Source organism: Nocardioides carbamazepini, assembly GCF_024614185.1.
Classification (GTDB): domain Bacteria; phylum Actinomycetota; class Actinomycetes; order Propionibacteriales; family Nocardioidaceae; genus Nocardioides; species Nocardioides carbamazepini.
In genome coordinates this window covers 482,948-505,223 of sequence record NZ_JAHTLF010000013.1, presented here as the reverse complement: position 1 = coordinate 505,223, position 22,276 = coordinate 482,948, and the positions used below count along the sequence as shown (strand labels likewise).

Here is a 22,276-nt window from a genome sequence, read left to right as displayed (position 1 = left end):
GGCGAGTCGCGCGGTGGCCCCGCGCGTCGCTGTGCGGGCCCCTGGCTGAGGCTCAAATTGGGAATGGTTATCATTTGCAACTATGCCTCGGTCCTCCCCGCCCCTCGAGCAGTCCGCGCCCGCGATGGCGCGCCCGTCCGCCGCGCTCGGCGCGCGCCGGTCGTCGCTGCGATCGCGCCCGCCGTTCTGGCTCGTCGTCATGGTGCTCGGCGCCACCCTCGCGGTCGCGATGGTGGTGAGTGTCGGTCTCGGGGCGGCAGGGGTGCGGCCCGAGACGACGGTGCGGATCCTGGGGGCTCATCTCCTGCCGGGTGAGCACGTCGCCAGCTGGAGCGTGGTCGAGGACCGCATCGTGTGGTCGTTCCGGACGCCGCGAGTGCTGCTGGCGGCGGTGGTCGGCGCGGCGTTGGCGCTGGTCGGCGTGATCCTTCAGGCCGTGATCCGCAACCCGTTGGCGGACCCGTACGTGCTGGGAGCGTCGTCCGGGGCCGCACTCGGTGCCGTGATCGGGCTGGTCCTGGGCGCCGGCGTTCCCGGCCTGTTCGTGACGGGCTCGGCGTTCGGCGGCGCGGCCCTGGCGGGCGTTCTCGTGTACGTCCTGGCATCGCGGGGAGGTCGCATCGAGTCGCTTCGCCTGGTGCTGGCCGGGGTCGCCCTGTCCTATCTGTTCAGCGCCCTCACCAGCTGGCTGACCGTGACGGCGGAGCACGGCAAGCTGCCCAGCATCCTCTTCTTCCTCCTCGGCAGCATCTCCTCGGCCGACTGGGGGACGCTCCCGCTGCCGGCGATCGCGTTGGGGCTCGGGGCGGCGTACGCCCTGCGGCGCACCGACCGCCTCAACGCGGTGATGACCGGCGACGAGACGGCGACCTCACTGGGGGTCGACGTCACCCGGTTCAGGATCGAGACCCTTCTCGTCACGTCGGTCCTGGTCGGCAGCGTGGTCGCCGTCGCGGGAGGCATCGGCTTCGTGGGCATGGTGGTGCCGCACGTGTGCCGCCTTCTCGTCGGCGCCGATCACCGGCGCCTGCTGCCCGTCGCGATGATCGTCGGGGCGATGCTGCTCGTCGTGGTCGATACCGTCGCGCGAACCGCGGCGGCACCGCGCGAGCTTCCGGTCGGGGTGGTCACCGCCCTGGTCGGGGCGCCGTTCTTCCTCTGGCTCCTGCGTCGGCGACCGACCGGGAGTGTGGCATGAAGGGCCCGGCACAGAGCACCCTCGGCGGGTTGGAGATCCACGAGCTCGATGTCGCACTGGGCGGGAAGCAGGTTCTGCACGGCGTCTCGCTGCAGGCGGACGTCGGCGAGATGGTCGGGCTGCTCGGCCCCAACGGCAGCGGGAAGTCGACCTTGCTGCGCGCTGCGTACGGCGTGGTGCGACCGACGGCAGGGACGGTGCGCACGGCCGGGCTCGACGTCGCGACCACCCGGCCGCGGGAACTGGCGCAGCGTTGCGCCGTCCTCACCCAGGACCATGCGGTCGACCTCGAGCTGACCGTCCTCGAGGTCGTGCTGCTGGGGCGCATCCCGCATCCTCGTCGGCGGGATGGGCGCCGCGGTCACGGCGAGCTCGCCCGCATCTGCCTGGATCGCGTCGGCGGAGCCCACCTGGCCGATCGCGCGTTCCCCACGTTGTCGGGCGGCGAGCGTCAGCGCGTGCTGCTCGCCCGGGCACTGTGCCAGGAGCCACAGGTCCTGCTGCTCGACGAACCGACCAACCACCTCGACGTCAGCCACACGATCGAGCTGCTCGAGCTGGTCACGTCGCTCGACCTCACCTGCGTCGTGGCGTTGCACGACCTCACGCTTGCCGCGACCTACTGCGACCGCATCGCCCTGCTCGCAGACGGCCGGCTCGTCGCCCAGGGCCGCCCGAGCGAGGTGCTGACCCCGGCCCGCGTCGAGGACGTGTACGGCGTCGCGTGCGACGTGCTGACCCACCCCCGCACCCGGCGACCCCTGATCGCGGTCTCCCGCCGCTCGCCCGCCGCTCACTGATCCCGGCTCGCCCACTCCGCCGCCACCCCGCGTCGAGAAGACAACGAGAAACAAGGAGAACCACCATGTCCCGGTCCCTGCCCCCAGCGCGCCTCCGCGCTCCTTTCGCGACGACCGCATCGGTCGCGGCGATAGCACTGCTCGCGACCGGCTGCGGCAATGTCACCCGGAGCGACGACCAGGCGGCGCCGTCGCCGAGCGACGCGTCGTACCCGGTCGAGATCAGCAACTGTGGACGCGACGTGACCGTCCACGCCGCACCGGAACGGGTGGTCAGTCTCCACCCCAGCATCACCGAGCTGCTGATCCAGCTCGGGGTCGGGGACCGTGTCGTCGCCCAAGCGCAGGACGCGCTGGGCGAGCCCAGTCCCGAGCTGTCCGCGCAGGTCGAGGCGATCCCCTCCATCAGCAGCGATGCCCCGCCAGACAAGGAGACGCTCATCTCCCGGACCCCTGATCTCGTACTCAGCGGCACCGAGTACGAGTTCAACACCGAGATGGGGTTCGCCGGGTACGACGACCTCGAGGGTCTCGGTGCTACGAGCCTGGTCGCCACCGGGGGGTGTGTCGAGCGCCGCTCGGAGGGCACGGTCGAGGACACCTTCACCGACCTGGAGATCCTCGGGCAGGTGTTCGGTGTGCAGGAGCGCGCCGCCGAGCTCGAGGCCGCCGCCCGCGCCGAGCTGGCGGAGATCGCCGGGACGCTCGAGAACCAGGTGCCGGTGCGCGCGGCCCAGGTGTACGTCGAGGGCGGCAAGCTCTACGCGATCGGCGGCGCCATCGAGATCGACGTCCTGCGGCTCGCCGGCGGTGAGAGCGTCTTCGATGACGACGGCGGCCTGTTCTCCGACTTCTTCGCCGCCGAGGTCGGCCCTGAGTCCGTGCTGGCCAAGGACCCCGACGCCTTCGTCTTCTCCGTCAACAACGAGGCGCACGAGCAGGAGAGCATCGAGTACCTCACCTCGACGTTCCGCGAGACCGCCGCCGTGCGCGAAGGCCGTCTCGTCGCCGTGGACAACACCTTCGTCCAGCCCGGCACCCTGTCGGCGATCGAGGGCGTGCGTGTCGTGGCCGAGGGTCTGCACGAGTGAGTGCCGCGACTCCGGTCACCGCCGACCGGCTGCACCGGGATCGCGCTCTGCTGCTGTTCACCGCGGCACGCGTGACCGCGGTCGCCGGCTCGGCGGTGACCGGGGTCGCGATGCCCCTGCTCGTCCTGCGGTTGTCCGGCTCGGCATTCCTGACCGCACTCGTCGCAGCAGCGCAGGTGGCGCCGTACCTCCTGTTCGGGCTGATCGCCGGCGCCGTCGCCGACCGGGTGTCCCGGCGCCGGTTGATGGTGGCCGCGCAGCTGACCTCCGCGACGGCACTGGCGACAGTGCCGATCGCGCACGCCGCCGATCTGCTGACGCCCGCACACGCGCTCGCCGTGGCGCTGGTGCTCGCGACCTCCTTCGTCTGGTTCGACGCCGCCGCGTTCGGTGCGTTGCCGGCGATCGTGGGCCGCGAGCGCATCGTCGCGGCCAACAGCCTCGTCTGGACGAGCTCGACCCTGGTCTCCGTCGCCGCCCCCGCCCTGGGTGGGCTCCTGGTCGCCTGGCTCGGTGCGGCGCAGGCCCTGAGCGTCGACGCTGTGTCCTACGTCGTCGCGGCCGCGCTGGTGGTGACCATCGCCGCCCCGATGGGGCCGCACGTGGCCCAGGCCACCCGCGGGGAGCGTCCGGTCCGTGCCACGCTGCGCGCCGACATCGCCGAAGGACTGCGGTTCGTGCTGCGCCAACCGACCGTGCGCGACCTCACGCTCGTCGGGATCGGCAACTCCGTCACCGGCGGGGCGGTCACCGCTCTGCTGGTCGTGCTCGCGGTCGGAGAGCTCGATGTGGCGGCCGAGGGGCGCTCCTACGGCGTGATGCTCGCGATGGTCGCCGCCGGTGGCTTCCTCGCGGCGAGCGCACTCCCGTGGATGTCGCGCCGGGTCCCCACCGGCTGGCTCACGCTCGGCGGCTTGGCGCTCGGCGTCCCCACGGTTGCCGGCCTGGCCGCCGTTCCGCCCTACCCCGCGGTGCTGGCACTGCTTCTGGGGTGGGCCTTCTCGAACACGCTGGTGATCCTCAACGGCATCGCCGCCCGCCAACGCGTGACCCCCGATCACCTCCAGGCGCGGGTCAACACCACCGCCCGCATGATCGCCTGGGGCGGCACCCCCTTCGGTGCCGTCCTCGGCGGCCTCACGGCCGACCTCGTCGACGTGCCGACGGCCTTGGCCGGCGCCGCCGTGCTGCTCCTCGTCAGCCTCGTTCTCGCCGCCGGCACCGGTCTTCGCCGCCGTGACTTCGGCACGGGTACGGACCTGCAGCAGGCAGCCATCGGTGGATCCGGGCCGGGCCTCCGCTAGGGTCGCGGCATGGCCGGTGGCACGACGTCCTCTGACAACCTGAGCAAGGTCTTCAAGGCCTACGACGTGCGTGGCATCGTCGGGGAGCAGCTCGACGAGGAGCTGGCACGGGCGACCGGAGCCGCGTACGTCGACGTGCTCGGCGTCGAGGCGATGGTGATCGGCTACGACATGCGCCCCAGCTCGCCGGCGCTGGCGGGTGCCTTCGCCGACGGCGCGACCTCGGCCGGCGCCGACGTCACGATGATCGGACTGGCCTCGACCGACCAGCTCTACTTCGCCTCCGGCCACCTCGACCTGCCGGGCGCGATGTTCACGGCGAGCCACAACCCGGCGCAGTACAACGGCATCAAGATGTGCCGGGCGCTGGCGCAGCCGGTCGGTGTGGAGAGCGGCCTCGCCGAGATCCGCGACCGGGTCGCCGCCGGCGCCTCGGGCTCGACCAGTGGGGCGGACCGGTCGGGATCGATCAGCTCCCACGACGTGCTCCAGGCGTACGCCGCGCACCTGCTCGCGCTGGCCCCGGTCGTCGGCCGCCGGTTGAAGGTGGTCGTCGACGCGGGCAACGGCATGGCCGGGCACACGGCGCCGGCAGTCTTCGGCCGTCTCGCCGGACAGGTCGAGATGGTGCCGATGTACTTCGAGCTCGACGGCACCTTCCCCAACCACGAGGCGAACCCGATCGAGCCCGCCAACCTGGTCGACCTGCAGAAGGCGGTCGTCTCGGAGCGGGCCGACATCGGGCTGGCCTTCGACGGCGACGCCGACCGCTGCTTCCTGGTGGACGAGCGGGGCGAGCTGGTCTCGCCGTCCACGCTCACCGCGCTGATCGCGGCGCGTGAGCTCGCGAAGGAGCCCGGTGCCACGGTGATCCACAACCTGATCACCTCGCGTGCCGTCCCCGAGATCGTCACCGAGCTCGGCGGCACGCCGGTCCGGACCCGGGTCGGACACTCCTACATCAAGGCCACCATGGCCGAGACCGACGCCATCTTCGGCGGCGAGCACAGCGGCCACTTCTACTTCCGCGACTTCTGGCGCGCCGACTCCGGCATGCTCGCCGCGCTGCACGCGATGGCGGCGCTCGCGGAGACCGAACGACCGCTCTCCGAGCTGCTCGCGGCCTACGCCCGCTACCCGCTCAGTGGCGAGATCAACAGCACCGTCGCCGACCAGGGCGCCGTGCTCGCGGAGCTGGAGGCGACGTACGGCGGCCAGGAGGGCGTCACCATCGACAAGCTCGACGGGCTCAGCGTCGGCCATGCCGACTGGGCGTTCAACGTGCGTGCCTCCAACACCGAGCCGCTGCTGCGGCTCAACACCGAAGGAAGGGACGAGTCCACCATGATCCGAGTCCGTGACGAGGTCCTGGCGACCATCCGGAGCAGCAGGTGAGCGCGGCGGAGATCTCCCCGGAGCTGCTCGCGATCATCGTCTGCCCGGCCTGCAAGGGGGAGCTGACGCTGACCGACGTGCCCGAGCTGGCCTGCGGCGGCTGCGGCCTGGTCTACCCGGTCCGCGACGGGATCCCGGTCCTGCTGGTCGACGAGGCCCGCAAGCCCGCCTGAGGGCGGGACGAAGGAGCGCCCCGATGGTCTGGTTCGACGAGTCCCGGCTGGACGACGAGACGGCGCTCGCCGCCGGCGGCCTCCGGCTCCGGACGCTGGCCGAGGCCGGTGCGCGGGTACGCCGCGAGGTCGGTGGCTGCGCGGACGCGATCGCCGAGGCGGTCTCCCGCTCGATCGAGTCCCGCCCTCGCGCGGTGATCGCGGCCGGCCCGGACTCCCGGCTGCTGCGGGCCGTGCTCGAGCCGTTCTGTCCGGTGCCCTTCGTGGCGTGGCCGTCCCCGTCCCTGCCCGGGTGGGCCGGCAGTCTCGACCTGGTCGTCGTGCTCGCCCCCGAGGGCGGCGACCCCGGCACCGCCCTCGCCGTGGCCGAGGCGGCGCGCCGCGGCTGCCAGCTCGTGGTCGCCGCGCCGCCCGGGTCCGTCGTCGCGGAGCACGCCACCGGTCGCTGGACCACGCTGCTGCCCACGAGCACCGGCGACCAGCTCGCCACGGCCGTCGCGATGCTGTCCTTCCTCGACCAGGTGCACCTCGGCCCGACGGCCGACCCCGAGGCCGTCGCCGACGCCCTCGACACGGTGGCGATCGGGTGCTCGCCCCACCGCGACATCTCCATCAACCCCGCGAAGATGCTCGCCATCTCGCTCGCCGACGCGGCGCCGCTGGTCTGGGGTGGCTCGGTCCTCGCCGCCCGGGCCGCGCGCCGGATCGCGGAGTCGATCCGGCGCACCTCGGGACGCACGGCGCTCGCGGGTGACGCCGAGCACCTTCTCCCGGTCGTGGAGGCGGCGCGCCCGCGCAACGTGTTCGCCGACCCGGTCGCCGACGGCACGGGCGATCGTCGGCCGGTGCTGGTCATGCTCGACGACGGCGTCGACGACGCGGTGGTCCGTGACCAGCGCCAGCGCCTCGAGGACGCGGCCCGCAGCCACGACGTCCGGATCGAGCACGTCGCCTCCGAGGCGACCGGTGAGGTCGCCCGCTACGCCTCGCTGCTGCTCAGCGGCACCTACGCCGCGGAGTACCTCCGCCTGGGGCTCGTCGCGGACTGAACCGGGCCGGCTCTCAGCGCCGGGTTGTCAGACACTTGGTCTCCGCACAGGCGGTTCGGGTACCAAGGAGTGATGGCCTCACCTACTCGGGACCCGTGGCTCGACAACGCGAAGATGGGCCTGGTCACGCTCGTCGTGGTCGGGCACCTGCTCGCGCTGCTGCCCGCCGACGGCCCCGGCGGGCGCCTCTACGACTTCGTCTACCTGTGGCACATGCCGGCCTTCGTCTTCCTCTCCGGCTACCTCTCCCGTGGCTTCCGCTACAGCGCGACCCGGCTCTGGCAGCTGGTCACGACGCTGCTCGTGCCCTACCTCCTGTTCGAGGGCGCGCTCGCCTGGTTCCGGATCAACGTGGGAGGTGAGCGGCTCTGGGACCTGTGGACCGACCCGCACTTCCCGCTGTGGTACCTGCTCGCCATGGTCGCCTGGCGCCTCGCCACCCCGCTCTTCCGGCCGCTGTGGGGCGGTGTGCTCGTCGCCGTCGGGATCTGCGTCGCCGGCGGCTTCCTGGAGGGCGACTGGACGCGCTGGCTGGACGCGCCCCGGGTCCTCGGCTTCCTGCCGTTCTTCGTGCTCGGCCTGAAGACCACACCCGAGGCGCTGGAGTGGCTGCGCGGCCGGTTCCCCGCGCTGCTCGGCCTCGCGACCTTCGCCGTGCTCGGCCTGCTCGCCGCCTCGTTCGACCAGTGGGCGAGCCGGCCCTACCTCTACTACCGGCCCTTCGCCCTCCTCGACGACCCCACGTCCACGGCTATCGTCACCCGGCTGCTGGTGCTGCTGGCCGGAGCCGCGGGCGCGCTCGCCTGGCTGACCCTGGTGCCGCGGGTCGGCGGCTGGTTCAGCCGGATGGGCGGCGCGACGCTCGTCGTCTACCTCTTCCACGGCTTCGCGGTGAAGGAGCTGGAGTATCTCGGCTTCGTCGCCTGGGCCCAGGACCGGCCCTGGTCGGGCCTCCTCGCCGCGGTCGGGATCGGCGTGGGCGTCGCCCTCCTCCTGGCCGCCCCGCCGGTACGCCGGGTGCTCGAGCGGGTCGTCGACCCGTTCGACGTCGCCCACCGCCGGGTGCGGGAGGCGGTCCAGCTCACCGGTGTCGTCCACGAGCAGGAGACCGCGGACCGCGCAGCGGACGGGTTGGTGTCCGCGGGCCGGTAGCCTTTCGCCCATGCCCCGCAGCCCCTCCGGACCGGTCCGTCCCGCCCGCGGAGTCCGTCGATGAGCGCCGGCCTGTTCGGCCTGCTCGACGACGTCGCCGCCATCGCCAAGATGGCCGCCGCGTCGATCGACGATGTCGGCGCAGCGGCCGGTCGTGCCACGGCGAAGGCGGCCGGTGTGGTGGTCGACGACACGGCGGTGACACCGCAGTACGTCCACGGTGTCGCCGCCGAGCGCGAGCTGCCGATCGTGAAGCAGATCGCGATCGGCTCCATCCGCAACAAGCTGTTGTTCATCCTCCCGGCGGCGCTGCTGCTCAGCGAGTTCCTGCCCGACCTGCTCCCCGTCATCTTGATGGTCGGCGGCACCTTCCTCGCCTACGAGGGCGCGCACAAGGTGTGGCACCTGCTCGCCAAGCATGACGACCACGAGCTCCCGGCCACCGTGATCAGCCCGGAGGCCGAGAAGCAGATGGTGGCCGGAGCCATCCGGACCGATCTCATCCTCTCGGCCGAGATCATGGTGATCGCGCTCGACGAGGTCGCCGCCGAGGGCTTCTGGGCCCGGCTCGCGATCCTGGTCGTGGTCGCGATCGCGATCACGATCGTCGTCTACGGAGTGGTCGCCCTCATCGTGAAGATGGACGACACCGGCCTGCTCCTCTCGCAGCGGCCGTCGGCGTTCGCGCAGAAGGTCGGCCGCGGCCTGGTCGCCGCCATGCCGAGACTGCTGTCGGTCATCTCGGTCGTCGGCACCGTCGCCATGCTCTGGGTCGGCGGTCACATCCTGCTCGTCAACGTGCACGAGGTCGGCTGGTGGGACGCGCCCTACGAGTGGGTGCACGGCATCGAGCACGACATCGAGCACGCCGTCCACGGCTTCCTCGGCAGCGTGCTGGCGTGGCTCGCCAACACCGGCATCTCGGCAGTGATCGGTCTCGTGGTCGGCGCCGTCGTCGTCGTGATCGTGTCCCTCCTGCCGTTCAAGGGCGACAAGGACCCGGTCGAGCGCCACGAGAGCGACACCACGCCCTCGCACTGACCGGGGAGTAGTCGGCTAGCGCCGGCGGCGGTCGTTGCGCCGGCGCAGGTAGTCCCATCCGTGGTGCATCTGCACGCTGGAGTAGCAGCGCGCTCTCTTGGCGAGTGCCTCGGTATCGTCGGACACGCGCAGGTCGCCGCCGGCCGCGGACAGGGCCATGAGCTGCATCCGGCACGCCTTCTCCAGCAGCACGGCCGCGAAGACGGCCTCGGGGACCGACGAGCCGACGACGACGACGCCGTGGTTGACCAACAGCAGCGCGTTGCGCTCGCCGAGCGCCTCGGCGACGGCCGCGCCCAGCTCGGGCGTCCGGATGAGGTCGCCCGTCTCCACGAAGCGCGCGATGTCGGGCGGCACGAACAGCGTGGCCTCGTGGGCGACGGGCCGCAGCGGGAGACCGGTCGACGCCAGCGTCGTGGCCGCCTCCGGATGCGTGTGCACGACGCAGGCGACGTCCGGACGCGCCCGCAGCACCTCGGTGTGGATGAAGCGCTCCAGGTGGGGCGGGCCATCGCCCTCGACGACATCGCCGTCGAGGTCGAGCAGCTGGACGTCGTCCTCGAGGACCTCGTCGAACCCCAGGCCGGGACGCTTGAGCCACAGCCCTCGCCCGTCCTCGTCGCGAAGGGAGACGTGTCCCCAGACCAGGTCGGCGTGGCCGTGGTCGGCGAGGACCTGGCCGGCCTCGACCACGGCCCGGCGGGGGTCCGGCGGGGCCGCCTCAGGCGCCATGTCCGGCCAGGAACTCGCCCACCAGCCTGTTGAACTGCTCGGGCTGCTCGAACATCGGCCAGTGACCGGCGCCGGTGATCAGCTCGAAGGAGCCGTTGGGCAGCAGCTCGGCCGCGCGGCGGCCCACCTCCGCGCGGGTCGTCGGATTCTGGTCCGACCACAGCACCAGGACGTCGTGGGGGATGGCGGCGAGCTCGGCCTCGGTCAGGAGGTGAGCCCGGTTCTCCTCGCCGGGCTGCTCGGCGACCAGCTTGGCCATGGCGAGCCGGCTGTCGGGCAGGGTGTAGATCCGGTACCGCGCCTCGACGAGCTCGTCGGTCACCGACGACGGGTCCGCCATGAGCCACTCGAGCCGGGTGCGCACGGAGTCGTGGGTGGGCGCGTCGACCGCCTTCTTGGTGACATCGCGGACCCGGGTGTGGACGTCGGCGCTCTCGCGCCGGCTCTCCTCGTCGTCGAGCAGGATGCCGGCACCGGTCGCGAACACGATCTTGCCGACGCGCTCGGGATGATGGCGCGCGGTGTGGAGTGCGATCCAGCCGCCCAGGCTCTGGCCGACGATGTGGGCCCGCTCGATCCCGAGCGCATCCATGAGGGCGAGCAGGTGCTCGGTGAAGAGTGGGGCGTGGTACGTGACGTCGAGGGGCTTGTCGGTGAACCCGTGCCCGATCGCGTCGATGGCGTGGACCTGCAGTCCCCGCTCCGCCAGGGGCAGGACGTTGTGGACGAAGCCCTCGGCGTGTCCGGTGAGGCCGCCGATCATGATGACGTGCTCTCCGGTCGAGCCTGCTTCGAGCGAGCGGGTGCGCCAGGCACCGGCCTGGTGGTAGCGGATCTCGGCGCCGAGTGTGGCGTTCCAGAAGGACATGGTGGTCACCTTTCGAGGTGTCGCAGGAGGTGGGTGTTGACGAGGTCGGGCCGCTCGTAGTGCGGCCATTGCTTGGCCCCCGGGATCGTCACGACCTGGGCGTCCGGGAGCCGGCCGGCGAAGTCGTCCAGCAGCGCGGACGGCAGGTGGCCGTGCTCGCCGCGCAGGAACAGCATCGAGCGGTCGGCGGGGACGAGGGACTCCGGCCGCACCACGTGGGGCTCGTTGTCCGCGGTGCGCACGGCCCGATGGACCTGCGCCGCGCCCGGCAGCGCGTAGAGACGCCGGCGCAGGTCGACCAGCTCCTCGTCGAGGGTGACCTGATCGTGGAGCAGCTGGGCGAACCGGAGCCGGACGTTGTCGGCGCTCGGGTCGTCGAACGCCCGCCCGCCCGAGGCGGTCGCTGTCCGGACCCGCGGGTCGCTCATCCGCTCGGCGTGGGTCTGGAGGCCGGCGGGCTCGATGAGCGCCAGGCGCCGCACGCTGGGGGACCGGGTGGCGAGCAGGTGCAGGACCGCCCACGCGCCCAGCGACTGCGCAACGACGTCGAAGCCACGCCCGTCATCGAGGCTCGTCATCGCGTGGGCCAGGTGGTCGGCGATCTCGCCGACGTCGTACCGGCTGCCGGCCTGCTCGGTCAGGCCGTGCCCCAGGAGATCCAGCGAGACCAGGGCGCGACCGGCCGAGAGCGCCGGCACGTTGCGGTGGAAGGACTCCAGATGGCCGCCCCGGCCGTGCAGCATGAGCACCGGCGGCGCGCCGTGGTCGGCAACGCGTGCGGGGGTGATGACGGTCCGGGTGCGGATCCCGCCGTACCGGACCATCCGCACCTCCGAGCCCGTGTAGTCGTTCCAGATGCTCACCCGAGCGACTCCCGCAGCCGTCGCACGGTCCGCGACCAGGTCAGGTCGGCGGCGCGGCGATGGAAGTTGGGGTGCGTGTCGTCGTGGTAGGCGTGCCCCGCTCCCTCGTAACGGTGGAGCTCGGCACCCTTGGCCGCGGTCGCGAGGGTGCGCTCGAGGGCGTCGACCTGCTCGGCCGGGATGGCCTCGTCGCTGCCCCCGAAGTGGAACTGGACGGGCGCCCGCAACCGCTCCAGCAGCGGCAGCCGAGAGAGCGGCTCACCCGTGGGCGAGTACTCGGCCGGGAGGATCGGGATGCCGTACAGGGAGACGATGACGTCGAGGTCGTCGGTCGCCGTCCCCCAGGCGAGGACCGTGCCGCCGCCGAGGCAGAACCCGAGCGCGCCCGCGCGCTGCGGATCGGCCGCCGCGAGCGAGCGGGCGAACTCGAGCCCGGCCTGGAGGTCCGGCACCGCCCGCTCGTCGTGGGCGGCCAGGAACGCGAGGGCACGACGCTCGTCCTGGCTCGCGAAGTTCTGGGGTGGCAGGCCGCCCAGCCGGCTGAACAGGTCGACGGTCAGGGAGACGAAGCCCTCGGCGGCCAGCCGCCGCGTGACCTCCTGCCGATGCGCCGTGACGCCGAGGTTCTCGTGTGCGGTGACCACCACCGGGTAGGGGCCGGCACCGCTCGAGCCGTCGGGTAGCGCGAGGTATCCGCGGACCAGCTCCTCTCCCGAGCGGAAGTGGACCCACCCCGCCCGGGTCCCGTCGCGATGGTCGGTGAGGTTGACGTTCATGGGCTCTTCCTTGCTGATCCGGTGTCGAGGTCGTCGATAGCCTTCTTGGACGCGGCCGCGACGAGCTTGGTGAGGGCCTTGCCGAGCTCGGCGAGGCGCTTCGCCTGTCCCCGAGCCGTCGGCACGATGACCGCGACCGCGCCGATGGGACGAGCGGTGAGCGTGACGGGGACCGCGACGCCGGAGACCCCCGGGATGTACTCGTCGCTCTCCGAGGCCCAGCCACGACGCCGCGCCAGATCGACCTGCTCGGCGAGCTGGTCGGTGCCGACGACACTCGAGGGCGTACGGCGGACCAGGTGGATGCGCGGCAGGAGGATCTCCGCCTCCTCACTCGGGAGGCCCGCCAGGACCGCCTTGCCGATGCACCCACCGCCCATGCCCGAGCGCTTGCCGACGGGGGAGGCGACGCTCAGCACGTGCGTCGAGTCGATCTTGCGGGTGATCAGGACCGTGTTGTCGATCCAGTTGGCCTCGGCGACCAGGATCGTCTCGCCGGTCGTCTCGGCCATCGTGTGGACGACGTCGGACGTCACCCGGCTCAGCGTGCCGGCGTTCGAGACCAGACCTCCCAGCTCCAGCAGCCGGGAGCCGAGCGCGTAGCTGCCCCAGTCGTCCTGGCGTAGGAAGCCGCGTTCGACGAGGGTGCGCGCGATGCGGTGGGTGCTCGACGCCGGCAGCCCGACGGTGTCCGCGAGGTCCCGCAAGGTCAGCTGAGGATGCGCGGCGGTGAAGGCGAGCATGATGTCGACGGCACGGTCGACCGACTGCACGCTGCGGACCGAGCTTCCCGGTGGCTTCTCCATGCTCATGAGCCTCAGCCGCAGTAGGAGGGTGCGTCGTCGACGTTGTCCTTGGTGACCACCGTGGTCGGGATCTGGCCGATGACGGGCTCGTCGGTGGGGTTCTCCAGCAGGTCGACCATGGTGCTGACCGCCTTCACCCCGAGCTCGTACGGCGAGCTCGCGACCAGCATCGCGAAGCGGCCCTCGCTGGTGGCCTCCAGCCCGTCCTCGGTGCCGCCGTTGGTGATGATCTTGATGTCGGACCGACCGGCGTTCTCGAACGCGGTCAGCGCTCCGAAGCCCATCTCCTCGTTGGGGACGAAGACGTAGTCGACGTCGGGGTTGGACTGCAGGAGGTTCTCGGCGACCTCCTGTGCCTTCGCGCGCTGGAACATGCCGGGCTGCTCGAAGACGACGGTGGCATGGGGGCCGAGCGCGGACTTGAAGCCGCCGACGAACAGGTCCGAGGCCGCGCCAGGCGCTCCGGCGATGATGGCGACGTCCACGTCCTGTCCCGCCGAGTCCTCATTGAGCCACTCGGCGGAGACCTCGCCGGTGTGCTGGACGTCGGACAGCTCGGCTCCCGCGACCCCCGCCATGTCGGGGCCTCCGACGGAGGTGAGGAAGATGGGGATGTCGGCCGCGACGGCCTTCGCGATGGCCCCCTCGAGCGAGTCGATGTTGACGGTCTGGAGCACGATCGCATCGACCTGCCGCACGATCATGTCCTCGACGTTCGCCTGCTCCTTGGCAGGGTCCCGCGCCGAGTTCGCGTGCACGACCTCCACGGGAACGGTCTGCGCCTGGTCGTCGATCCCCGCCTCGAGGCACTGGTGGAAGTCGAGGCTGTCGGCGTTCACGAAGCCGATGGCGTACGCGGCGTCGTCGCTGTCGCCGGAGTCCGAGCCCGAGCCGCAGGCGGCCAGGCTGGTCGTTGCCGCTGTCGCGGCGAGGGCGGCGGTGAGAATGCGGGACTTCATCATGGTGGTTGCCTTTCGGGCTGGGTGAGTTCCGAGATCGAGGTGCGGCCGTCCGGTCAGTGCGGGCCGCGGTGTCGGAGCTGGTTGACGACGGCGGCCACGAGGAGAACCACGCCCACGGCGACCGACTGGTAGAAGGAGTCGATCTGGAGCAGGTTGATCCCGTTCGCGACGATCCCGAGGAGCAGGACGCCCAGCACGGTTCCGGCGACGGTGGCGTTGCCGCCGTGCAGCGCGGTTCCGCCGATCACGACGGCCGCGACGACGGTCAGCTCGAGGTGCAGGCCTGCCGTCCCGGGACTGGCGGCCCCCAGCCTGGAGAGGAGCATGATGCCGGCCAGTCCGGCCAGCATGCCGTTGGCGACGTACAGCATGACCGTGTGCCGGAGTACCGGAATGCCGCCCAGCCGGGCCGCGACGGCGTTGCCGCCGATGGCGAGCGCGTCGCGGCCGAACCGCGTCCAGCGCAGGGTCGCCGCGGCGCCGCCGATGACGAGGACGGCGATCAGCAGCAGGTAGGGGATCCCGAGGAGCTCGCCGGTGCCGAGGTCGGTGAGCGCGCCGCCGGCCGACACGCTCTGGCCCTTCATCGCGATCAGGGCGGCGCCGTCCAGCACCGTCGCCGTCGCGAGGGTGGTGACGAAGGGCGCCACCTTGAAGACGGTGACGACCAGCCCGTTGACCAGGCCGAACGTGGCGCCGAGCAGCACGCCGCAGATGCTGGCGATGACGACATGGGTGCCGCTCTCGAGGAGCCGCGCGACCACCGCGACGACCACGGCCACCTGGCTCCCGAGCGAGAAGTCCAGCCCGCCGGCGGCCATGAGGACGGTCAGGCCCGCCGCCAGGACGGCCATCACGGCGACCTGCCGCAGCACGTTGACCAGGTTGGGCGTCGTCGCGAAGACCTCGGAGCGAACCGAGAGATAGAGGCAGATGAGGACGAGCACGGCTGCCAGGCCGGCATGGCGGGTGAGCGCCGGGGGAAGGCCGAGGGTGGCCCTGTTCAGGCTGATGGAGTTCACTGCGAGCCTCCCAGGAGGAGATGGGTGAGAGCGTCGTGGGTGAGGTCGTCGACGCTTCGTTCTGCGATCGCCCTGCCGTCGCGGACGACGACGACGCGATCGGCGAGGCGCATGACCTCGTCGGTGTCCGAGCTGGCGAGGAGCACCGCGATGCCGGAGTCGGCCAGGTCCTCGATGATCGTGTGGATCTCGGCCTTGGCCTGGATGTCGACGCCGCCGGTCGGGTCCTCGAGCAGGCAGGCGCTGACGGAGGAGCCGGAGAGCCACTTCGCCAGCAGCGCCTTCTGCTGGTTGCCGCCCGACAGCGCCGACACCGGCGGGTTGGGCTGCAGGGTCGTGACGCCGAACCGCGAACGGGCCTCGCCCGCCAGGGAGCGGAGGTGGCCCCAGCGCATCAGCGGACGGCGCGCCGTCGGGTGCAGCGCCGTGACGTTCTCGTCCACGCTGAGCTGAGGGACGAGGCCGGTGCCCAGACGGTCGCCGGTGACGCATCGCAGGCCCGACCTCAGCGAGCGGGTGACCTGATGGGGCCGGATCCGCTCGTCGCGGAGGGTCACCGTGCCGTCGTATCCCCTGCGCATGCCGCTGAGGAACGGGAAGAGCTCCTCGTGGCCGTCGCCGGCCTGCCCGATGACCGCCACGATCTCTCCGGCGCCGACCGTCACGCTCAGGTCGGCGATCCGGCCCGGGCGGGAGAGCCCGTCGATGCGGAGCACGGGGACGTGGGGGCGCTCGGGCCGCGGGGGCCGGTCGTTGACGACCGTCGTGCCGACCATGGCCGAGACGATGTCGGCTGCGGAGGTGCTCGCCGTCTCGGCGGTCAGGACGACCCGGCCGTCGCGGAGAACGGTCACATCGTCGCTGAGGCCGATCACCTCGTCGAGATGGTGCGAGATGTAGACGACGCTGGTGCCGTTCGCGGCGAGCTGGCGAACGAGGCGGTGGATGAGGGCGGCGTCGTGGCCGCCCAACGAGGCGGTGGGCTCGTCCAGGATGAGGATCCGGCCGCCGCGGTGGGACTCGCGGGCGATCTCGACGAGCGTCTGGCTGCCCGGGCCGAGGGCGCGGACCGGCATCTGGGGGTCGAGGTCCAGACCCAGATCGGTGAGCATCGTCGCCCCCTGCTCCCGGATCTCGCGCCAGGCGACGATCCCGCGAGCTCGTGGGAGCCGGCCGAGCAGCAGGTTCTCGGCGACGCTGAGAGCGGGCACGAGGCTGCGACGCTGGTAGACCGTGGCGATGCCGGCCGCCCGCGCGGCACGCGGGCCCTGGTGCGTGAGGCGAGACCCGCCCACCTCGATGACTCCGGCGTCCGCCGCGACGGCGCCGCTCAGGATCTGCACGAGGGTCGACTTGCCGGCGCCGTTCATGCCGAGGAGGGCATGGACGCGCCCGGCCCGCGCCACGAAGTCGACGCCGGCGAGCGCCGTCGCCCCGCCGTACGACTTGACGATCCCCAGCATTCGCAGGGCTGGCGTCGCCGGGCGGCCGGAGGACGTCGCGTCCGGGTGTGCGGGCCGCGGGCGGGCGGTCGGCTCGCCGGGGCCCGTCGCGGTCATGGCGAGGCCCACCGGAGGACGCTCAGCCATGGCGGGCGTCCCTGCCCTGCGGCGGCATCCCGACCTGCGTGTGGACGTACATCTGCCCGTGCGGAACCCCGAGCAGGACGAGCAGGTTGCGGAGCGCCACCGGATTCATGCCGCGCTCGCGGAGGTCGTTCGCGTCGAGCGCGAGGACCGATGCCCGCTCGGCGTCGTCGAGCACGAAGCGGTCCATGACCGCACCGGGCTCGCTGCGAAAGCGCTCCAGGAGACCGTCCTCGTGCTCGAGAGCCCGAGCGAGCTTGGTCAGGCCCAGGACGCTCATGCCGCGACCGCCATCCTGACGACACCGATCCCGATCGCCCAGTCGGGCATCGGGGCATAGCCGAGCAGGTCGGCACGACCGCCTGCGCACGCCTGCGCCAGCAGCCAGGTGCGGATCTCCAGGGCGCCGTTGCCGGCCTCCTCCAGGATCCGCTCGTCGCCCCACCCGAGCACCTCGTCGACGTCACCTCGCTCCAGGGCGCCGAGAAAGCGGCGATCCCAGGCTTCGTTGACCTGTCCGAACTGCGGGAGGCCCACCCAGTGCGACACCCCGCCCGTCGCGACGACGGCGACCGTGACGTCGTCGGGTAGCTGCTCGATCGCCGCGCGGAGCCCTCGGCCGAGGTCGCGGCACCTGACCAGCGACGGCAGCGGCGGTGTGTTGCAGTTGACGAAGAACGGGACCACCGCCCGGTGCTCGATCCCCAGCCGCAGGATCGGAACCATGAACGAGTGGTCGAGCGGCATCTCCATGGCGCGAGCGACGTCGAAGCCCGCAACGACGAGCCGGCGATGCAGCTCGTCACTGGCCGCGGGCGAGCCGAGGACGGTCCCGGCGGGGTTGCCGTACTCGCCCCATGCCGGGTAGCTGTCCGCGGACCCGATGCAGAAGATCGGGTAGTGCTCGAGACCGAAGGTCTCGTAGTGGTCGGTCGCGACGACCACGACGACATCGGGATCCGCCGTCGCGAGGTCGCGCGTCATGGTCTGCCAGGCCGCCGTCAGGACCTGGTTGCGGTCGGGGTGGGCGTCGGGGTTCTTGAGGATGGCGCCGACGTGGGACGTCGCACCCGCATAGACGAGGCGGCCCATCAGATGCTCACCTCCACGTCGTGCGCGACCGGCGCCCCGCGCCGCGCTACGTCGGTGGTCAAGAGCGTGCCGCAGGCCGGGCAGGCGTACTGACGGATCTCGAGGCTCGCGTTGAGCCGGGTCGCGAGGCTGACCTCGTGCACGTCGGTGATGACGTGCTGTCCCGCGTGGGCCCGCCAGGGGCGGGTCGTGCGGGACAGCACGCTCCCGCACCGGCAGGCGGTGTAGGTGGTCCCGTCCGCTGCCCGCAGGACCTCGAGTGCCGTCCCCAGCGGGGCGACGCGGTCCAGGGCTCCCTCGGGACGGGGCGTCGCGGGGGCGGTCACCGGCCACGACCGCCGGTCGTCACGCAGCCGATCGCGGCGCGCGGCGGTGGCGCTCTCGTCGACCCGGCCGTCGCCGGTGAGGACGGCTCCGTAGAGCCGTACCGCGGCCTGCGGGGACACGGCGCCGTGCTTGAGGTCCTCGGCGACCGCGACCGCGGGCCTGGCGAGCGGGTCGCCCCAGCCGCCGCCCGACTGGTGGATCGTGGACAGGACGTCGCCGTCTCGGAGCGAGAAGGCGCCCTGTCGGCCGTGCATGGTGGGACGCTCGCCCTGGATCTGCTCCAGGTCGGCGACATGGCGCCCGGCCGCGAACTGGTCGAGGACGTCGGAGCCGGCGACCAGCTCGCGGATGTTCTGCGTGCCGGGGAAGCCGCCGAAGATCCCGGTCGAGTTCGGAGCCTCCCAGCCGTGACCGTTGCACATCGCCTTGAGCGCCGTGCCGCGGTGGACGAGGAAGGTGGACCCCATGCTCTGACCGCCGCGGAACTCCCCGGCGCCGCCCGAGTCGGTCACGAGGCGGCGCTCGAGGTAGAGCAGCGGAGTCTCCAGCTCCATGTCCTCGGCGTTGGAGATCCGCTGCCGCTCGATGTTGTGCTGACCCTGGGTCCACACGCCGTCGCGGTGGGCGTAGGCACCGCCACCGGTGGCGAGACAGTCGAGGATGACGTGGGTGAACGGGTCGCCGTGTGCGTTGCAGCCGCTGAGCACGAACTGATCGGGCCCCCCGGCCGGGGCTGCCTGCCCCTCGCCGATCAGGTCGTCGGAGCACGCGACCAGCTTCGACAGCGCCTCGATCGCCGTCATCTCGACCAGCCAGCCCGCCTCGAGCGCGCCACCGGAGACGGCCGCCGGCCGCTTGGCATTGCAGATCAGGCCCTCGGGCGCATGCACCTCGACCGGCTGGAAGAGACCCTCGTTCCACGGGGCGTCGTAGGCCAGGGTGGGGAGCAGCGCCGCGTTGATGCCGGCCATCAGGCCGGCAGAGGTGCAGTTGATGTAGCCCTCGACCTGCGGCGACGACCCCGAGTAGTCGAAGTGCAGACGATCGGCGGTCTTGGTCAGAACGAGGTCGACCTCGTAGAGCTCGTCGAGGCCGCCGTCGTTGTCCAGGTAGGCGGTGCTGTGGATCACCGCGTCGGGGAGCTCGCGGAGCCGATTCCTCAGGCGGCGGTCGGAGAGGTCGATCAGGCCGGACATGACGGCCTTGACGGTGTCCACGCCGTAGCGCTGCGCCAGCTGCGTCATCGCGCGGACGGCGGTGTTGTTCGCGCCGATGAGACCACGAAGGTCGAGGTTGACGGCGGGGGCGGCACGGGTGTGGGCCATGATCAGGTTCCACACGTCGGTGCGGATCCGCCCGTCCTCCACGAGCTTGGTCGGCGTCAGCTGGAGGCCCTCCTGGTAGCACTCCGTGGCGTCGTTGCAGAAGCTGCCCGGACGGGAGCCGCCGACGTCGGGCATGTGGCACATGGCGCCGGCCCACGCGACGAGCTCCCCGTCGAGGAAGATGGGGGCGACGACGCCCATGTCCTGCGCGTGGATGGAGCCCTTCCACGGGTTGTTGACGACGAACATGTCACCCGGATGGATGCCGGGGTCCTCCGCGCAGTCCTCGATCACGTGGCGGGTGATGAGCGCCATCGAGGCCGAGTGCAGGAGGATCGTGCGTCCCATCGCGGCCACGGAGCCGTCCGGGAGGTAGAGCCCGACGTTGAAGTCGTTGGCGTTGACCACATGGGGCGAGCCGGAGATGGCGGCGAGCGTCGCCCCCTGCTCGTCGGTGATCGCGAGCAGCCGGTGTCGGATGACCTCGAACGTGACGGGATCGACGTCGTGGCCGAGGCCGTCACGCGGGTCGGCGCCGATGGTGGAGGTGTCGGTGGCCATCAGTTTCCCTTGCAGTTGATGATGATGTTGGCGTTGGCGTCGACCGTCAGCTCCTGGCCCGGGCCCACGACGATCGTGGTGCCCTCGAACTCCAGGACGGCGGGCCCGACGAGCTGGGCGCCGGAGCCCACCAGCTCGCCGCGGTGGACCGGCACCTCGACCCGTCCGACCTCGCCGAACACCACGTCGCGAGTCCCGATCTGGGCGGTGTCGAGGCTGCCCGCCTCGAACGGCGCGGACGGCGCCAGTGCCGCGACCGCGGCCCGTCCCTCGACCCGCAGGGTGTTGAGCTCCAGTCCCGCGCTGCGCAGCGCGGTGCCCTTGCCGTAGATCCGTTCGTAGGTCTCGAAGAACTCCTCGATGACGGCGCGCATCACGTCGACCGTCACCTCACCGTCCGGCAGCACGACAGGGAGCTCGTGGGTCTGGCGCCGGAACTTCAGGTGGACCGAGCGCACGAACCGCACCTCGGGCGCGTGGTCCAGGTCGGCGTGCACGCGGTCGGCCAGGTCCGCGAGGGTGGACCTGAGTCGGTCGAGGTCGAGGGTGCTCGCCGGGTCGTCCGCTCCGGGCGGGGTGCGCGGCGGGTCGGTCGCCTGCAGCGCACGGAACCGGTCGGCCGTCACGGTGCCGTAGGCCGAGTGCACGGTCGAGGTCGGCGGCACCACGAGGGTGTTGATGCCCGCGGCCTGGGTGTAGGCACAGGCATGGGTGGGACCCGCGCCGCCGTACGCGAAGACCACGAAGTCGCGGGGATCGCGGCCCTGCTCGACCGTGACCTTGCGCAGCAGGTCGGCCATCTGGTTGTCGGCGACCGTCCGGATGCCGAGCGCGGCCTCCTCGACGCTCATGCCGAGCGGATCGGCGATGTGCTCGCGGATGGCCTCCTCGGCGAGGTGCCTGTCCAGCGTCATGCGACCGCCGAGGAAGTAGTCCGGGTCGATGATGCCGAGGACGACGTCGGCGTCGGTGACGGTGGGGCGCACTCCGCCGCGGCCGTAGCAGGCCGGCCCCGGGACCGAGCCCGCGCTCTCCGGGCCGACGACGAGTGCGCCGACCTCGTCGACCCACGCGATCGACCCGCCTCCGGCGCCGATGGCGGTGACCTTGATGCGGGGGATCGCGAGGTGGTAGTTGCCAACCTCGCTCTGGCGCTCGACGAGCGGCTCGCCGTCCAGGATCAGGCCGACATCGAAGCTGGTACCGCCCATGTCGCTCGTGATCACGTTGGAGAAGCCCATGGCGTCGGCCACCCTCGCCGTCGCGAGGACGCCGCCTGCCGGTCCGGACGTGAGCAGCGAGGCGGAGCGGCGGGCGGCGTCGCTGGCCCGCATGACGCCGCCCCCGGAGTCCATCACGGAGAGCTCGCCGTCGAAGCCGGTCGCGTGCAGGCGCCCCTCGAGGTTCTCCATGTAGTCGCGGATGACGGGACCGAGGTAGGAGTTCACGACCGTCGTCGCCGTGCGCTCGTACTCCCCGATCACGGGGGAGATCTCGTGGGAGAGGGTCAGGTAGACCTCCGGCCACTCCTCCTCCACGATCTCGCGCACCCGGAGCTCCGCTCGCGGGTTGAGGAAGGACCACAGGAAGGACGTGGCGAGGGCCTGGACGCCGGCCGCCCGAAGCCGCCGGAGGGCGGAGCGCACCTCGTCCTCGTCGAGGGCCACCAGCACGGTTCCGGCGGCGTCGACGCGCTCGGGGACCTCGACGATCGCGTCGCGCCCGACGATCGGCTCGGGGTTGCGGCGGCGGCTGTAGTGACCGGTCGCGGAGCCCATGCCGACCCAGGAGGTCATGCTGCGCTGGATGAGCATGGTGTCCGCGAATCCTGCGGTGGTGAGCAGGCCGGTCGCGGCGCCCTTGCGCTCGATGAGCGCGTTGGTGGCCGCCGTCGTCCCGTGCGCGAAGTAGCGGATCTGGGAGGCGAACCGGGGGAGCGTCGTGCCGACCGACGTGGCGGCGAGCTCGAGGGCGTCGATGATGCCCTCGGAGCGGTCGTGGGGGGTCGTCGGCGACTTGAACAGTCGAGGACGGCGACCGCTTTCGAGGAGCACCAGATCGGTGAAGGTGCCGCCGATGTCGGTGCCGATGAGGTAGCCGTCGAAGGGCTGCGCGGAGGAGGTCAAGGCGGGATCTCTCGTGGTCGGGAAAGT

Annotated in this window: 21 protein-coding genes; 9 read left to right on the top strand and 12 right to left on the bottom strand. The window is 71.8% G+C overall.

Annotated features, from left to right (window positions below):
* Nucleotides 1-82: 82 nt before the first annotated feature.
* The 9 genes from KVF89_RS09300 to KVF89_RS09260 all read left to right on the top strand — a co-directional run bounded on the left by KVF89_RS09300 (nt 83) and on the right by KVF89_RS09260 (nt 9,203).
* Nucleotides 83-1,198: a FecCD family ABC transporter permease gene (locus tag KVF89_RS09300; RefSeq protein WP_257425099.1), complete on the top strand. Its 1,116-nt coding sequence runs from the start codon at nt 83-85 to the stop codon at nt 1,196-1,198.
* Nucleotides 1,195-1,998, top strand: coding sequence for an ABC transporter ATP-binding protein (locus KVF89_RS09295; protein ID WP_257425097.1), 804 nt, complete (start codon nt 1,195-1,197; stop codon nt 1,996-1,998). Before KVF89_RS09300 ends, KVF89_RS09295 begins: the two co-directional genes overlap by 4 nt.
* Before the next feature lie 65 nt (nt 1,999-2,063).
* On the top strand, nt 2,064-3,089 hold the full coding sequence (locus tag KVF89_RS09290) for an ABC transporter substrate-binding protein (RefSeq protein ID WP_257425095.1): 1,026 nt from the start codon (nt 2,064-2,066) through the stop codon (nt 3,087-3,089).
* Nucleotides 3,086-4,393 carry an MFS transporter gene (locus KVF89_RS09285; RefSeq protein ID WP_257425094.1) on the top strand — a complete coding sequence of 436 codons (1,308 nt, stop codon included), beginning with the start codon at nt 3,086-3,088 and terminating at the stop codon, nt 4,391-4,393. The genes KVF89_RS09290 and KVF89_RS09285 overlap by 4 nt, the downstream gene beginning before the upstream one ends.
* Nucleotides 4,394-4,402: 9 nt before the next feature.
* Entirely contained in the window at nt 4,403-5,788 is a 1,386-nt protein-coding gene (locus KVF89_RS09280; RefSeq protein WP_257425092.1) for a phosphomannomutase/phosphoglucomutase, read from the top strand.
* Nucleotides 5,785-5,961 (top strand): Trm112 family protein, encoded by a 177-nt coding sequence (locus KVF89_RS09275; protein ID WP_257425091.1) that lies wholly within the window; start codon nt 5,785-5,787, stop codon nt 5,959-5,961. The genes KVF89_RS09280 and KVF89_RS09275 overlap by 4 nt, the downstream gene beginning before the upstream one ends.
* A 23-nt stretch (nt 5,962-5,984) precedes the next feature.
* A complete protein-coding gene (locus tag KVF89_RS09270) occupies nt 5,985-7,010 on the top strand; it encodes an SIS domain-containing protein (protein WP_257425089.1) in 1,026 nt (341 codons plus the stop codon).
* A gap of 72 nt (nt 7,011-7,082) precedes the next feature.
* Nucleotides 7,083-8,162, top strand: a complete 1,080-nt coding sequence (locus tag KVF89_RS09265; protein ID WP_257425088.1) for an acyltransferase family protein — start codon at nt 7,083-7,085, stop codon at nt 8,160-8,162.
* A gap of 60 nt (nt 8,163-8,222) precedes the next feature.
* Nucleotides 8,223-9,203: a DUF808 domain-containing protein gene (locus KVF89_RS09260; RefSeq protein ID WP_257425087.1), complete on the top strand. Its 981-nt coding sequence runs from the start codon at nt 8,223-8,225 to the stop codon at nt 9,201-9,203.
* 15 nt (nt 9,204-9,218) lie between these two features.
* On the opposite strand, the gene KVF89_RS09255 is transcribed toward KVF89_RS09260, so the two are convergent.
* The 12 genes from KVF89_RS09255 to KVF89_RS09200 are packed head-to-tail and all read right to left on the bottom strand — an operon-like array spanning nt 9,219 to nt 22,249.
* Nucleotides 9,219-9,935: a class II aldolase/adducin family protein gene (locus tag KVF89_RS09255; RefSeq protein WP_257425086.1), complete on the bottom strand. Its 717-nt coding sequence runs from the start codon at nt 9,933-9,935 to the stop codon at nt 9,219-9,221.
* The gene (locus KVF89_RS09250; RefSeq protein ID WP_257425085.1) at nt 9,925-10,803 is read right to left on the bottom strand and encodes an alpha/beta fold hydrolase; all 879 of its coding nucleotides are present in this window, start codon (nt 10,801-10,803) and stop codon (nt 9,925-9,927) included. The genes KVF89_RS09255 and KVF89_RS09250 overlap by 11 nt, the downstream gene beginning before the upstream one ends.
* Before the next feature lie 5 nt (nt 10,804-10,808).
* The gene (locus KVF89_RS09245) at nt 10,809-11,666 is read right to left on the bottom strand and encodes an alpha/beta fold hydrolase (protein WP_257425083.1); all 858 of its coding nucleotides are present in this window, start codon (nt 11,664-11,666) and stop codon (nt 10,809-10,811) included.
* Complete coding sequence (locus tag KVF89_RS09240) at nt 11,663-12,442, bottom strand: dienelactone hydrolase family protein (protein ID WP_257425080.1); 780 nt, start codon at nt 12,440-12,442, stop codon at nt 11,663-11,665. Before KVF89_RS09240 ends, KVF89_RS09245 begins: the two co-directional genes overlap by 4 nt.
* Nucleotides 12,439-13,248 (bottom strand): IclR family transcriptional regulator, encoded by an 810-nt coding sequence (locus KVF89_RS09235; RefSeq protein ID WP_257425079.1) that lies wholly within the window; start codon nt 13,246-13,248, stop codon nt 12,439-12,441. The genes KVF89_RS09240 and KVF89_RS09235 overlap by 4 nt, the downstream gene beginning before the upstream one ends.
* An 11-nt stretch (nt 13,249-13,259) precedes the next feature.
* The gene (locus tag KVF89_RS09230) at nt 13,260-14,210 is read right to left on the bottom strand and encodes a sugar ABC transporter substrate-binding protein (RefSeq protein ID WP_257425077.1); all 951 of its coding nucleotides are present in this window, start codon (nt 14,208-14,210) and stop codon (nt 13,260-13,262) included.
* A gap of 53 nt (nt 14,211-14,263) precedes the next feature.
* Nucleotides 14,264-15,232, bottom strand: coding sequence for an ABC transporter permease (locus KVF89_RS09225; RefSeq protein WP_257425076.1), 969 nt, complete (start codon nt 15,230-15,232; stop codon nt 14,264-14,266).
* Nucleotides 15,229-16,821 (bottom strand): sugar ABC transporter ATP-binding protein, encoded by a 1,593-nt coding sequence (locus KVF89_RS09220; RefSeq protein ID WP_257425075.1) that lies wholly within the window; start codon nt 16,819-16,821, stop codon nt 15,229-15,231. The genes KVF89_RS09225 and KVF89_RS09220 overlap by 4 nt, the downstream gene beginning before the upstream one ends.
* Nucleotides 16,814-17,098, bottom strand: coding sequence for a hypothetical protein (locus KVF89_RS09215; RefSeq protein WP_257425074.1), 285 nt, complete (start codon nt 17,096-17,098; stop codon nt 16,814-16,816). The genes KVF89_RS09220 and KVF89_RS09215 overlap by 8 nt, the downstream gene beginning before the upstream one ends.
* Entirely contained in the window at nt 17,095-17,910 is an 816-nt protein-coding gene (locus KVF89_RS09210; RefSeq protein WP_257425073.1) for a DODA-type extradiol aromatic ring-opening family dioxygenase, read from the bottom strand. The genes KVF89_RS09215 and KVF89_RS09210 overlap by 4 nt, the downstream gene beginning before the upstream one ends.
* Complete coding sequence (locus tag KVF89_RS09205; protein WP_257425072.1) at nt 17,910-20,123, bottom strand: hydantoinase B/oxoprolinase family protein; 2,214 nt, start codon at nt 20,121-20,123, stop codon at nt 17,910-17,912. The genes KVF89_RS09210 and KVF89_RS09205 overlap by 1 nt, the downstream gene beginning before the upstream one ends.
* Nucleotides 20,123-22,249: a hydantoinase/oxoprolinase family protein gene (locus KVF89_RS09200; protein ID WP_257425068.1), complete on the bottom strand. Its 2,127-nt coding sequence runs from the start codon at nt 22,247-22,249 to the stop codon at nt 20,123-20,125. Before KVF89_RS09200 ends, KVF89_RS09205 begins: the two co-directional genes overlap by 1 nt.
* Nucleotides 22,250-22,276: the final 27 nt, after the last annotated feature.

What these genes read in the sequence shown, in the direction of transcription:
- KVF89_RS09300 (WP_257425099.1), top strand. Translation starts at nt 83, where the DNA reads ATGCCTCGGTCCTCCCCGCCCCTCGAGCAGTCCGCGCCCGCGATGGCG.
- KVF89_RS09295 (WP_257425097.1), top strand. Translation starts at nt 1,195, where the DNA reads ATGAAGGGCCCGGCACAGAGCACCCTCGGCGGGTTGGAGATCCACGAG.
- KVF89_RS09290 (WP_257425095.1), top strand. Translation starts at nt 2,064, where the DNA reads ATGTCCCGGTCCCTGCCCCCAGCGCGCCTCCGCGCTCCTTTCGCGACG.
- KVF89_RS09280 (WP_257425092.1), top strand. Translation starts at nt 4,403, where the DNA reads ATGGCCGGTGGCACGACGTCCTCTGACAACCTGAGCAAGGTCTTCAAG.
- KVF89_RS09270 (WP_257425089.1), top strand. Translation starts at nt 5,985, where the DNA reads ATGGTCTGGTTCGACGAGTCCCGGCTGGACGACGAGACGGCGCTCGCC.
- KVF89_RS09265 (WP_257425088.1), top strand. Translation starts at nt 7,083, where the DNA reads ATGGCCTCACCTACTCGGGACCCGTGGCTCGACAACGCGAAGATGGGC.
- KVF89_RS09260 (WP_257425087.1), top strand. Translation starts at nt 8,223, where the DNA reads ATGAGCGCCGGCCTGTTCGGCCTGCTCGACGACGTCGCCGCCATCGCC.
- KVF89_RS09255 (WP_257425086.1), bottom strand. Translation starts at nt 9,935, where the DNA reads ATGGCGCCTGAGGCGGCCCCGCCGGACCCCCGCCGGGCCGTGGTCGAG.
- KVF89_RS09250 (WP_257425085.1), bottom strand. Translation starts at nt 10,803, where the DNA reads ATGTCCTTCTGGAACGCCACACTCGGCGCCGAGATCCGCTACCACCAG.
- KVF89_RS09240 (WP_257425080.1), bottom strand. Translation starts at nt 12,442, where the DNA reads ATGAACGTCAACCTCACCGACCATCGCGACGGGACCCGGGCGGGGTGG.
- KVF89_RS09235 (WP_257425079.1), bottom strand. Translation starts at nt 13,248, where the DNA reads ATGGAGAAGCCACCGGGAAGCTCGGTCCGCAGCGTGCAGTCGGTCGAC.
- KVF89_RS09230 (WP_257425077.1), bottom strand. Translation starts at nt 14,210, where the DNA reads ATGATGAAGTCCCGCATTCTCACCGCCGCCCTCGCCGCGACAGCGGCA.
- KVF89_RS09220 (WP_257425075.1), bottom strand. Translation starts at nt 16,821, where the DNA reads ATGGCTGAGCGTCCTCCGGTGGGCCTCGCCATGACCGCGACGGGCCCC.
- KVF89_RS09215 (WP_257425074.1), bottom strand. Translation starts at nt 17,098, where the DNA reads ATGAGCGTCCTGGGCCTGACCAAGCTCGCTCGGGCTCTCGAGCACGAG.
- KVF89_RS09210 (WP_257425073.1), bottom strand. Translation starts at nt 17,910, where the DNA reads ATGGGCCGCCTCGTCTATGCGGGTGCGACGTCCCACGTCGGCGCCATC.
- KVF89_RS09205 (WP_257425072.1), bottom strand. Translation starts at nt 20,123, where the DNA reads ATGGCCACCGACACCTCCACCATCGGCGCCGACCCGCGTGACGGCCTC.